Consider the following 11,371-nt stretch of genomic DNA (forward strand, 5'->3'; position numbering starts at 1 on the left):
GCGTCAACAGTCAGAATCGAGCCTAGTCCCTCCTCCTCCCTTCAAGTCCTACCATACAAGCGAGCCTGCTCGCGAAGAACGATGACACGGTCTATCGCTGGAACGCCTCAACCACAAAATCAATAAACACCCGGGTCTTGGCTGGCATCAGCGTCCGGCTCGGGTAGTACAGCGAAATCGGCCCGGCATCAGCATGCCAGTCCGGCAGTAAACGCACCAATTCGCCACGCTGGAGGTAGGTACTCACGTCCGGCAACACCAACAGCGTCACACCCAAACCGAGCAACGCCGCTTCGCGCATGGCCGCCGGGTCATTGAGCACGATGGTTTCGCTCAGACTGGCCGGTGCTTCATGACCCGCGCGATCCTGCATGATCCACTGCCTGATCCGCCCGGTGCGGCTGCCGCGCATCACGATGCCGTTGAATCGGGACAACTGCGTCGGATCATCCGGAAACGCTCGTCCCGCCAGATACGCGGGAGAAGCCACCGCCACCACATCTGCCGCTGCCAGTGTGCGCGATACCATGCCTGGCGTTAGTTCGAAGCCGCCGCCGATGGCCACGTCGTAGCCTTCGGCAATCAAATCCACGGGACGGTTTTCGAAGTGCCATTCCGGTTTGATCAATGGATAACGTTCAAGGAAGGCCGGCAGCAGCGGCAGGATATGACCGATACCAAAGGTCGGCGCGAGACTGACTTTGAGCACGCCAGCGGGCTCGCCTCGATCACTGGATACCGCGTTGATCGCCGCCTGCAACGCCTCCAGATTGCCGCCGATGCTCGCCAGAAACCCCTCGCCGGCCTCGGTCAGCGAGAGCTTGCGGGTCGAGCGCTGGAGCAGCCGTACTCCGAGGTTTCGTTCAAGCATCGCGACGTTTCGGCTGACAGCGGCGGGTGTCAGGGCCAACAAACGCGCCGCTGCGGAAAAGCTGCGGGTTTCCGCGCTACGCACAAAGGACTCAAGGTTGGCGAGGGTTTCCATGGCGTTTACCTGATAGCAAAGCTTGAAAATCATTCAAGGCATTACCGTCTAATCAAATGCTAATGGCAAGCGCAGTATTCACTCCAACGACAACCCTTCGGAGTGAATATTCATGAACACTATTGGAATCATCGGCGCCGGTGCGATCGGCGCAGCCTTTGCCAGAGCCCTTTCGCGTCAAGGCATTGAACTGGTTATCGCCAACAGCCGTGGACCACACACCTTGACTTCGCTGGTAGAAGAACTCGGGCCGACGGCGCGTGCCGGCACCCGTGAAGAAGCGGCCGCGCAGGCAATTGTGCTGGTCGCGGTGAATTGGTCGAAATTGCCGGCAGCGTTGGGTGGTCTGCCGGATTTCGGCGGGCGGATTGTCATTGATGCGAACAACTCGATTGAAGCGCCGTTGTTCAAGGCAGTAGATCTGAACGGCCGGATGTCCAGCGAAGTGTTCGCTGAATGGGTGCCCGGTGCGCGGTTGGTCAAGGCGTTCAATCACCTTCAGGCGCGTCTGCTGGAGAGCGACCCGGCGGCGGAGGGCGGTCGTAGAGTGCTGTTTTTCTCGGGGGATGACACTCAGGCGAAAGCCCAAGTGGCGGCGCTGATCGATCAGTTGGGATTCTTCGGGATCGATCTGGGGGGATTGAGTGTTGGCGCACGATTGACGCAGTTTCCGGGTGGCCCGCTGCCGACGCTGAATCTGGTGAAATTTGCCTGACGGCAGGTAATAGAACCCGGTGCATCTGATGCCAGTCAGTTCATGTAGGCACTGACTAGCTGTGGCCAGAGTGTTTTTTTGTGGTGAGGGGGCTTGCCCCCGTTGGAGTGCGAAGCGCTCCCCCAAAATTTTCGACCAATACCGACATTTTGGGGGTTGCTGCGCAACCCAACGGGGGCAAGCCCCCTCGCCACAGAAGCACCGGGGGTGTTGCCAGGCTGCAGCGGATCTTCGTGGGTCCCCGCGCAGTCTGATGAACGCTTTACGCTCGTTCGATCGCCAATGCCACGCCCTGACCACCGCCGATGCACAGGGTGGCGAGGCCTTTCTTGGCGTCGCGCTTGATCATTTCATGCAGCAAGGTCACGAGCACGCGGCAGCCCGATGCACCGATCGGGTGACCCAGGGCGATGGCGCCGCCGTTGACGTTGACCTTGTTCAAGTCCCATTCCAAGTCCTTGGCCACCGCCAGCGATTGCGCGGCGAAGGCTTCGTTGGCTTCGATCAGGTCGAGTTGATCTATGGACCAACCGGCCTTGCTCAGGCAACGGCGCGTGGCCGACACCGGGCCGATGCCCATGATCGCCGGGTCTACGCCGGCGTTGGCGTAAGCAGCGATAGTCGCCAGCACTGGCAGGCCGAGGGCCTTGGCTTTGTCGGCGCTCATCAGGATCACGGCAGCGGCGCCGTCGTTCAGCGACGACGCGTTGCCTGCGGTCACCGAACCGTCCTTCTTGAACGCCGGTTTCAGCTTGCCCAGCGCTTCAGCGGTGGTGCCGGCGCGCGGTTGTTCATCGGTGGCGAAGGACAGCGGATCGCCCTTGCGCTGAGGAATCAGGATCGGCGTGATCTCATCGACAAAACGCCCGGCTTCGATGGCCGCCGTGGCTTTTTGCTGGGAGGCCGCCGCGAAGGCGTCCTGTTGCTCGCGGGTCAGGCTGTACTTCTCGGCGAGGTTCTCGGCGGTGATGCCCATGTGGTAATCGTTGAACGCATCCCACAGGCCGTCGCTGATCATGGTGTCGACGATTTGCGCGTGGCCCATGCGCAAACCGGTGCGAGCACCCGGCATCACGTAGTTGGACAGGCTCATGTTTTCCTGGCCGCCGGCAATGATCACGTCGGCATCACCGCAGCGAATGGCCTGGGTGGCCAGGTGCAGGGCCTTGAGGCCCGAACCGCAGACCTTGTTCAGGGTCATGGCCGGCACGGTGAATGGCAGGCCGGCCTTGATCGCGGACTGGCGCGCAGGGTTTTGCCCGGCACCGGCGGTCAGGACCTGGCCCATGATCACTTCATCGACCTCGGCCGGGTTCAGCCCGGTTTGCGCCAGCAGCTGACGGATCACCGCCGCGCCGAGGTCAACCGCGGAAACGCCGGCCAGAGAGCCCTGGAAACTGCCAATGGCAGTGCGGGTGGCGGCGACAATGACGACGTCTTGCATGGAAGGATTCCTCACTGGTCAGCGAACTGCATTTCTGGAACGTGATCGGGAACAATCAGTTTACCCGCAGTCTTGGCGACGATTTCCTCGACGCTGACGCCCGGTGCACGTTCCTTGAGAATGAACGCGCCGTTTTCGATTTCCAGGTAAGCCAGGTCGGTCAATACGCGCTTGATGCAACCGGCGCCGGTCAGCGGCAGGCTGCATTGGCCCAGCAACTTGGACTCACCGTCCTTGGACGCGTGGGTCATGATGACGATGATGTTGTCTGCGCCAGCCACCAGGTCCATCGCGCCGCCCATGCCCTTGACCAGTTTGCCGGGAATCATCCACGAGGCGATGTTGCCTTGCACGTCGACTTCAAAGGCGCCCAGCACGGTCAGGTCGACGTGGCCGCCGCGGATCATTGCGAAGGACTCGGCCGAGGAAAAGATCGAAGCGCCGGTGCGTGCGGTCACCGTTTGTTTGCCGGCGTTGATCATGTCGGCATCAATGGTTTCTTCAGTAGGAAAAGGACCCATGCCCAGCAGGCCGTTTTCCGACTGCAGCATGACTTCCATGCCTTCAGGGATGTAGTTGGCGACCAGGGTCGGGATGCCGATGCCCAGGTTGACGTAGAAGCCGTCCTGCATTTCGCGGGCGACGCGTTGAGCCATTTGTTCGCGGGAAAGTGCCATTGTTGTTATTCCTTCATTCGGTCCGGGGGCAGGGGATCACTTACGGATGGTGCGCTGTTCGATGCGCTTCTCGAACGTGCCGCAGATGATCCGGTCGACGTAGATGCCAGGGGTATGGATCTGCGCCGGGTCCAGCTCGCCGGGTTCGACGATTTCTTCGACTTCGACCACGGTGATCTTGCCGGCGGTGGCGGCCAGCGGGTTGAAATTCTGGGCGGTGTGGCGATAGATCACGTTACCGAAATGGTCGGCTTTCCAGCCTTTGACGATGGCGAAGTCACCGGTAATGGATTCTTCCATCAGGTACTTGCGGCCATGGAATTCGCGGACTTCCTTGCCGTCGGCGACCGGAGTGCCAACGCCAGTCGCGGTGAAGAATGCCGGGATGCCGGCGCCGCCAGCGCGCATTTTTTCAGCGAGGGTGCCTTGCGGGGTCAGGACGACTTCGATTTCGCCCTTGAGCAGTTGCTCTTCGAACAGCTTGTTTTCGCCGACGTAGGAGGCCACCACTTTGCTGATCTGGCGGTCGGTCAGCAGCACACCGAGGCCGAAACCGTCGACGCCGCAGTTGTTGGAAACCACGGTGAGGTCGCGGGTGCCTTTGCGTTTGATCTCGTTGATCAGGTTTTCCGGGATGCCGCACAGGCCGAAGCCACCAGCGATCACGGTCATGCCGTCTTCCAGACCTGCCAGAGCTTCCTCGTAGGAACTCACGCGCTTGTCGAAACCTGCCATATGCACCTCTTTTATTCTTTGTGGGCGGCTGGCTAGCCGAATGGGAGGGAGTGTCTCGCTGTTGTATTCATTTGTTAAGTTGATTTTTAAGGTGGATTGATAGATAAAACTCACCAATCGATCATCCGTATTACGTTGGAGCCACCGGCCATGACAGTCAAGCAGATCCGCGCCTTCCTGGCAGTGGCCCAGAGCCTGAGTTTTGCCGTGGCCTGCGAACGCCTGCATCTGTCGCAATCGGCATTGAGCCTGACCATCAAGGCGCTGGAGGAGGGCCTGGGCGGGCGCTTGTTCACCCGCAACACGCGCAACGTGGCGCTGACCGCCGAGGGCGAATCGCTGGTGCCGCTGGCCCGTCGGTTGATCGCCGATTGGGACAATGCCGAAGACGAACTGCGCCAGCGCTTCACCCTGCAGCGCGGTCGCGTGACGCTGGCGGCGATGCCGTCGTTTGCCGGCAACCTGCTGCCGCCGATCCTCAAGACCTTCCGTGCGCGTTATCCCAAAGTCAACGTCACGGTGAATGACGTGATCAACGAGCAGGTGCTGGAAATGGTCCGCGACCGCCAGGTTGAGCTGGGCGTGGCGTTTGAGCCGACGCAGAGTTCGTCGTTGGCGTTCACGCCGCTGTACATGGACCGTTTCGTGGCCATTGTGCCGAAGGATTCGCCGCTGACCGAGCATGATGATATCGATTGGCAGATGCTGCTCAAGGAGCCGTTCATCACCTTGCAGCGACCGTCGACGGTACGGGTGATGCTGGAGGAACACCTACAGGCGCGCGGGATGAAATTGCCGGTGGAATTTGAAAGTCATCAATTGGCGACGGTCGGGCGGATGGTTGCCAGCGGGTTGGGTGTGAGCGCGGTGCCGGCGCTGTGCGCGGGGCAGATGCAAGAGCTCGGTGCGCGGTGCATCACCCTGCGCGATCCGGTGGTGGAACGGGCCATCGGCGTCTTGACCCAGCCTGGCGGTGAACTGTCGGCGGCGGCGCAGGCGTTGTTCGATATCCTCAAGGAAGAACTCGGCCAACCCATCTCTACGCACTGATCACCGGCCTTATAACCCACACAAATCTAATGTGGGAGCGAGCCTGCTCGCGAAGGCGGTGGATCAGTCGACATCGATGGTGAATGTGTATCCGCATTCGCGAGCAGGCTCGCTCCCACAAGGGGATTAGGTTTCTTCAGTTGTTAAGTGTTCAGGCGCTGCGCCAGCAGCGGCAAAAGCTGTTCGCACGAGCCTTCAATCTTCAGATCCAGAATGTCGTCCGCCCGAGTCTTCCCCAGATTCATCGCAATCAACGGCTTCCCTTGATCCGCCACCGCCCGGCACAGGCGAAACGCGGAATACGCCATCAACGAAGACCCGACCACCAGCAACCCCGCAGCCTTTTCCACCGTTGCCATTGCCTTGGCCGCCGTGGCCTGCGCCACGTTCTCGCCAAAAAACACCACGTCCGGCTTCATCCGCTCGCCCTTGCAGTGCGGGCACTGTGGCACCTGAAACCGCGCTTCGAATGCCGCGTCCAGCAAGGTGTCGCCGTCCGGCGCCTGTACCGCGTCGACCCCGGCCAGGTAAGGATTCTGTGCTTCCATTAAAAGCTGAATGGCGTCCCGCTCGCTGCGTATCCCGCAATCCAGGCACAGCACCCGGTGCAGGCTGCCGTGCAGTTCGATCACATCGTGACTGCCGGCCTGATCGTGCAGGGTGTCGACGTTCTGGGTGATCAGGCCGCTGATCTGCTGCCTGCTTTGCAAACTGGCCAGCGCCTCGTGCGCGACATTCGGCTGCGCCAGACGCACCCGCGGCCAGCCGAGCATGGCCCTTGCCCAATAACGTCGACGCGATTGCGGGGCGGAGAGAAATTCCTGGTACATCATCGGCTGTCGGCCCCGGCGCACGCCCTGGTTATCGCGGTAGTCCGGAATGCCTGACGGGGTACTGATGCCGGCGCCGGTCAGCACCACAAACGGCTGTTCAGCCATGAGTTGCCGAAGCCGCTCGAGTTGTTCGCGCAGGAGGCTGTCGAGCATGTTCAACACTCCGGGGAAGGCCTTGAGTGTGTGCAGCGTAGCAGACCGATCACCCGGACAGCGCGTCTGTCCGGGTGATGATTGAGGCTTATTTACGTGCTTCCAGAATCAGGTTGAACGGTGTTTCCGTGGCGCGCCGGAACGACTTGAATCCCGCCTCGGTGAACACCTTGCGCAACCGCGCTTCACCGGCCTGGGCGCCGAGCCCGAGGCCGACTTCCTGGGACAGTGAGTTCGGCGTGCAGATGAACGTCGAAGCCGCGTAGAACAACCGTCCCACCGGGGTGATGTTGTCGTCGAGCGAGTCATTGGCAAACGGCTCGACCAGCAACACCGTGCCATCCGGTTTCAACGATTCATAAGCATGTTTGGCCGCGCCCACCGGGTCGCCCATGTCGTGCAGGCAGTCGAAGTAGCAAACCAGGTCATAGTCGTCGCCGGGGTAGCTCTTGGCGGTGCCCTGGAAGAACCGTGCCCGCCCGGACACGCCGCCTTCTTCGGCCCGCTGGGTGGCGACGGTGACGGAGGGCGCGTGATAGTCGAACCCGACAAATCGCGAGTCCGGGAACGCCTGGGCCATGATCACCGTCGACGCGCCATGCCCGCAGCCGATGTCCGCGACTTTCGCGCCAGCCTCCAGTTTCGCCACCACGCCATCCAGGGCCGGCAACCACTCGGCGATCAGGTGCGCTTTATAACCAGGGCGGAAAAACCGTTCGGTGCCGCTGAACATGCACGGATGGTGATCGCCCCAAGGCAGGGCGCCGTCGCCGCGCATGGCTTTGACCAGTTTGTCCTTGTCATGGAAAAACGACGCGACCACGCCGATACCACCGGCTATGTAGACCGGCGAGTCTTCGATGGCCAGGGCCAGTGCTTGTTCTTCGGGCAGGCGGAACTGGCCGTCGCGGTGCTCCATATAACCCGACGCCGCGTGGGCGCTGAGCCATTCACGCACCAGGCGGGGGTTGCAGGCGGTTTTTTCGGCGAGCGTTTCGGGGCTGATCGGCTGACTGTCGGCCATGGCCCGGTACAGGCCGAGCTCCTCGCCGAGGATGACATTGGCGAGCATCGCCGCGCCGCCCATGTCGTTTACCAGTTTGCCCATGAAATCATTGAGTCTGGCCTCGTCCATCACGTGTGCTCCTTTGGCAGGATCACGGTCCAGAGGGCTTGTTTTCGAGGCGTTCGGCTCTGGGCGGTGGTCGTGGGAATGAACAGGACGGCCATGCACGTCCTGGGTGCACTAAGTTTAGTTCGTGGCCCGCACGCTGCGGCCTGGAGCGACGAAAGCCCCGTTTCCCGGCCTGACATAGCCCGTCCTGTGGGAACACAAATCCCCTGTGGGAGCGAGCCTGCTCGCGAAGGCTGTGTGTCAGTCAGCATAAATGTCGATTGAGACGCCGCCTTCGCGAGCAGGCTCGCTCCCACAAGGGATTTTTGTTTTCTCGGGGGAATGGCGGTGTGTATCGCACTGTATCTAAACCCGCACCCGATACAGTTTCAGCCACTGCCGGCCATTGCCGAACACAGCCCGGATACAAACCTGCGATGAACTGTACAAGCCATCCAGCGCCCGAACACCGGTTCCGCGCAGGCATTCTCACTCCGTGAAGGGAACCCCCTGATGACTAAGCTTGTGTCTGAAACCAACCCGGTCAATCGCCTGCGCGTCGACCATTACACCCAAGGCATCATCGGCCCAAGCCAGCCCATGCTCGGGCCGCTGGCCGACGGTGGCACGCTGATCACCGGCACGCCGCCGGGCTGCTGGGGGCCGATGATCACGCCGGCGTTCGAAGGTGGCCACGAAGTCACGCAACCGGTGGCCATTGCCGGCGCCGAAGTCGGCGATGCGGTGGCGATCAAGATCAAAAGCATGCGCGTGACCTCGCTGGCGACGTCGTCCGGGGTCATGAGTTTTGTCGAGGGGCGCTACAACGGCGACCCGTTCGTTTCCAAATTCTGCTCCAAGTGCGGCACTGATCACCCGGCCAGCCACGTCGAAGGCATCGGTGAAGACTCGATTCGTTGCAACAACTGCGGCGCCGAAGTCAGCGCGTTTCGTTTCAGCCACGGTTACGTGATCGTGTTTGATGCGCAAAATCAGGTCAGCCTGACCGTCAATCAGGACGTCGCCAACCGACTGGCCGGCAACGCCACCGAGATGTCGGCACTGCCGGAATTCGCCGCCCAGCATTCGATCCTGTCGCTGGCCCGCGCCGACATCCCCGGCGTCGCCGCGCACATGCGCCCGTTCCTCGGCAACATCGGCACCACGCCGTCCCGCGACTTGCCGGACTCGCACAACTGCGCCGATTTCGGCCAATACCTGATCAACGCACCGCACCGTTTCGGCATGACCCGCGAAGAACTGCACGCGGCGAAAACCGACGGCCACATGGACACCAACTCGATCCGCGAAGGCTGTGTGCTGATCTGTCCGGTGAAAGTGCCCGGCGCCGGGGTGTACATGGGCGACATGCATGCCCAGCAGGGCAACGGCGAAATCGCCGGGCACGCCACCGATTGCTCCGGGGAAACCGAAGTGCAGGTCCAAGTGATCAAGCACCTGACGCTGGAAGGCCCGATCCTCCTGCAAAACCTTGACGACCTGCCGCCCATGGCCCGGCCGATGACGGCCGAACAACGGCAGAAAGTCCTCGAATTGGGCGAACGCTGGGGTCAGCATGAAATCGAGCAGAGCGGCCCGATCACCTTTATCGGCAGCGGCGAGAACCTCAACGTCGCAGTGGAAAACGGCCTGAAGCGCGCTGCGTCGGTCACCGGCCTGCCGTATGACGAGGTGCTCAACCGCGCGACCATCACCGGCTCCATCGACATCAGCCGCTTGCCCGGCACCGTGCGCGTGACCTTCCTGTGCCCGATGACCGTGCTGGACCGCATAGGCATCGGCCATCTGGTGCGCGAGAAATACGACCTGGCGTAACGCCCACCCACGGGTCTGTACCGAAGTGTGTACAGACCCGCTGCTGATACATCCACCCGGATTTTCTGCCACAACCGAACACAGCCCCGATACAGCGCTACGATTAACTGTGATTCCGTTATGGCAATCATTGAGATCGACACCATGCAGACCTCTTCCACACCCACCAAGGCCAGCGTCGGGCTCGGCCTGCGTCGCGGTTTAATGAAAGACCTTCTGGCCGCCCGTACTGGCGATTTCGACTTTCTGGAAGTCGCGCCGGAAAACTGGATCGGCATCGGCGGTGCCCATGGCCATGCGTTGCGCACCCTGGCCGAACGATTCCCTTTGTCCTGTCACGGCTTGTCGTTGTCCCTCGGCGGACCGGCGCCACTGGACGTGGGATTTTTGCAAGAAGTGCGGGTGTTCCTCGACCAGCACCAGGTGCCGTTGTACAGCGAGCATTTGAGCTATTGCAGCGATGACGGCCATCTCTACGACCTGTTGCCGCTGCCGTTCACCGAAGAAGCGGTGCACCACGTGGCGGCGCGCATCCGTCAGGCCCAGGACATTCTCGGGCGGCGCCTGGCGGTGGAAAACGTGTCCTATTACGCCGCGCCACAGCAGGACATGGACGAGGTGACCTTCACCAACGCGGTGTTGCGCGAGGCCGATTGCGACCTGCTGCTCGACGTCAACAACGTGTACGTCAATTCGATCAACCACGGTTTTGATCCGCTGACCTTTTTGGCCTATGTCGATTCCGGCCGGGTGGTGGGCATGCACGTGGCCGGGCACTTCGACGAATCTGACACCTTGAAAATCGACACCCACGGCGCCTCGGTGAAACCGGTGGTCTGGTCGTTGCTGGCGCAGGCGTATGCCCGATTCGGCGCGCAACCGACGCTGCTGGAGCGGGATTTCAACTTCCCGGCGTTTTCTGAACTGGTGGCCGAATTGCAGACCATTCGCCGCTTGCAAACCGAGGGAATGAACCGTGGATAAGCCGAGCCTGTTTGAACAGCAAACCACCTTGGGTCGCTATCTGCGCGATCCCGATCACTGCGCGCCCCCCGGTGAAATGAGTGCCGCGCGAGCCCAGGTGTATCGCGACCTGATTTTCGCCAACCTGTCGACGTTGCTCAGCGGGACGTTCCCGGTGCTGATCAAGATTCTCGGCGATGAGCAGTGGCGCACGCTGGTGCGGATTTTCCTGCGGGATTACCGCGCGCAGACGCCGAAATTCGGCGAGATCGCCAAGGAATTTATCGAGTTTCTCGCAGCTGAACCGCAGGCGTTGAGCGAGGGCACATGGCCGCCGTTCATGGTGGAGTTGGCGCATTACGAATGGGTCGAGATGGCGCTGCAGCAGTCCGATGCCGAGCCGTTGACGCGCAGCGATGCGGCGTTGATCCTGCAGCGGCCGTTGCAGGTTTCGCCACTGGCATGGCCGCTGGCGTATGGCTGGCCGGTGCAGTTGGTCGGGCCAGATTTCCAACCTGAGGCAGCACCGGCTCAGCCGACGTTGTTATTGGTGCGCCGGGCGGAAGACTGGAGTGTGAAGTTTTCCGAACTGAGCCCGTTGGCGTGGCGGTTGTTGCAGCGGATCGAGGCGTTTCCCGAGCTGGATGGACAGGCGCAGCTGGAAGGCTTGGCGGTCGAGGCGGGGGCGAGCGGTTCTGCGGAGTTCATGCAGAACGGCGCGGCGTTGTTGCGCCAGATGCACGGGGAAGGGGTGGTGGGCTGACCACCATTACCCAAGCACCGCATTAACCCTGTGGGAGATTCTATGGTTGAGGGGAAGCCCTCAACTGGTTTTCGATTGGTATTCGCTCTGCCCGTTCAGCAGG

Annotated in this window: 11 protein-coding genes; 5 read left to right on the top strand and 6 right to left on the bottom strand. The window is 61.5% G+C overall.

Going from position 1 to position 11,371, the window contains the following annotated elements:
• Nucleotides 1-91: 91 nt before the first annotated feature.
• Entirely contained in the window at nt 92-985 is an 894-nt protein-coding gene (locus tag AC07N8_RS29165) for a LysR family transcriptional regulator (RefSeq protein WP_483840311.1), read from the bottom strand.
• A 112-nt stretch (nt 986-1,097) separates the two neighbouring features.
• Here AC07N8_RS29165 and AC07N8_RS29170 point away from each other — a divergent pair, with 112 nt between their 5' ends.
• On the top strand, nt 1,098-1,700 hold the full coding sequence (locus AC07N8_RS29170) for an NADPH-dependent F420 reductase (protein WP_483839895.1): 603 nt from the start codon (nt 1,098-1,100) through the stop codon (nt 1,698-1,700).
• A gap of 262 nt (nt 1,701-1,962) precedes the next feature.
• Here the strand turns inward: AC07N8_RS29170 and AC07N8_RS29175 are convergent, their stop codons facing one another.
• The 3 genes from AC07N8_RS29175 to AC07N8_RS29185 are packed head-to-tail and all read right to left on the bottom strand — an operon-like array spanning nt 1,963 to nt 4,556.
• On the bottom strand, nt 1,963-3,144 hold the full coding sequence (locus AC07N8_RS29175) for an acetyl-CoA C-acetyltransferase (protein ID WP_483839894.1): 1,182 nt from the start codon (nt 3,142-3,144) through the stop codon (nt 1,963-1,965).
• An 11-nt stretch (nt 3,145-3,155) separates the two neighbouring features.
• Nucleotides 3,156-3,821, bottom strand: coding sequence for a CoA transferase subunit B (locus tag AC07N8_RS29180; RefSeq protein WP_223512947.1), 666 nt, complete (start codon nt 3,819-3,821; stop codon nt 3,156-3,158).
• Between the two features lie 36 nt (nt 3,822-3,857).
• Nucleotides 3,858-4,556 carry a CoA transferase subunit A gene (locus AC07N8_RS29185; RefSeq protein WP_027925230.1) on the bottom strand — a complete coding sequence of 233 codons (699 nt, stop codon included), beginning with the start codon at nt 4,554-4,556 and terminating at the stop codon, nt 3,858-3,860.
• A 150-nt stretch (nt 4,557-4,706) separates the two neighbouring features.
• Here AC07N8_RS29185 and AC07N8_RS29190 point away from each other — a divergent pair, with 150 nt between their 5' ends.
• Nucleotides 4,707-5,606, top strand: a complete 900-nt coding sequence (locus AC07N8_RS29190; RefSeq protein WP_493147194.1) for a LysR family transcriptional regulator — start codon at nt 4,707-4,709, stop codon at nt 5,604-5,606.
• A 143-nt stretch (nt 5,607-5,749) separates the two neighbouring features.
• Here the strand turns inward: AC07N8_RS29190 and AC07N8_RS29195 are convergent, their stop codons facing one another.
• Nucleotides 5,750-6,592: an NAD-dependent protein deacetylase gene (locus AC07N8_RS29195; protein ID WP_493147192.1), complete on the bottom strand. Its 843-nt coding sequence runs from the start codon at nt 6,590-6,592 to the stop codon at nt 5,750-5,752.
• Between the two features lie 88 nt (nt 6,593-6,680).
• A complete protein-coding gene (locus AC07N8_RS29200) occupies nt 6,681-7,727 on the bottom strand; it encodes a class I SAM-dependent methyltransferase (RefSeq protein ID WP_483839891.1) in 1,047 nt (348 codons plus the stop codon).
• Nucleotides 7,728-8,219: 492 nt separating this feature from the next.
• Between AC07N8_RS29200 and AC07N8_RS29205 the strand changes: the two genes are divergently transcribed.
• The 3 genes from AC07N8_RS29205 (at nt 8,220) to AC07N8_RS29215 (ending at nt 11,268) form a co-directional block, all read left to right on the top strand.
• Nucleotides 8,220-9,542 carry an acetamidase/formamidase family protein gene (locus tag AC07N8_RS29205; protein ID WP_493147190.1) on the top strand — a complete coding sequence of 441 codons (1,323 nt, stop codon included), beginning with the start codon at nt 8,220-8,222 and terminating at the stop codon, nt 9,540-9,542.
• A gap of 144 nt (nt 9,543-9,686) precedes the next feature.
• Nucleotides 9,687-10,526 carry an HvfB family MNIO-type RiPP peptide maturase gene (locus AC07N8_RS29210; protein ID WP_493147188.1) on the top strand — a complete coding sequence of 280 codons (840 nt, stop codon included), beginning with the start codon at nt 9,687-9,689 and terminating at the stop codon, nt 10,524-10,526.
• Entirely contained in the window at nt 10,519-11,268 is a 750-nt protein-coding gene (locus AC07N8_RS29215) for an HvfC family RiPP maturation protein (RefSeq protein WP_493147186.1), read from the top strand. Before AC07N8_RS29210 ends, AC07N8_RS29215 begins: the two co-directional genes overlap by 8 nt.
• The last annotated feature ends 103 nt before the right edge of the window (nt 11,269-11,371 follow it).

It is taken from the genome of Pseudomonas sp. GW821-FHT10C09, from assembly GCF_059415465.1.

Coding starts and splice junctions, on each gene's coding strand:
- AC07N8_RS29195 (WP_493147192.1), bottom strand. CDS start 6,592: ATGCTCGACAGCCTCCTGCGCGAACAACTCGAGCGGCTTCGGCAACTC.
- AC07N8_RS29175 (WP_483839894.1), bottom strand. CDS start 3,144: ATGCAAGACGTCGTCATTGTCGCCGCCACCCGCACTGCCATTGGCAGT.
- AC07N8_RS29210 (WP_493147188.1), top strand. CDS start 9,687: ATGCAGACCTCTTCCACACCCACCAAGGCCAGCGTCGGGCTCGGCCTG.
- AC07N8_RS29180 (WP_223512947.1), bottom strand. CDS start 3,821: ATGGCACTTTCCCGCGAACAAATGGCTCAACGCGTCGCCCGCGAAATG.
- AC07N8_RS29185 (WP_027925230.1), bottom strand. CDS start 4,556: ATGGCAGGTTTCGACAAGCGCGTGAGTTCCTACGAGGAAGCTCTGGCA.
- AC07N8_RS29205 (WP_493147190.1), top strand. CDS start 8,220: ATGACTAAGCTTGTGTCTGAAACCAACCCGGTCAATCGCCTGCGCGTC.
- AC07N8_RS29190 (WP_493147194.1), top strand. CDS start 4,707: ATGACAGTCAAGCAGATCCGCGCCTTCCTGGCAGTGGCCCAGAGCCTG.
- AC07N8_RS29165 (WP_483840311.1), bottom strand. CDS start 985: ATGGAAACCCTCGCCAACCTTGAGTCCTTTGTGCGTAGCGCGGAAACC.
- AC07N8_RS29170 (WP_483839895.1), top strand. CDS start 1,098: ATGAACACTATTGGAATCATCGGCGCCGGTGCGATCGGCGCAGCCTTT.
- AC07N8_RS29200 (WP_483839891.1), bottom strand. CDS start 7,727: ATGGACGAGGCCAGACTCAATGATTTCATGGGCAAACTGGTAAACGAC.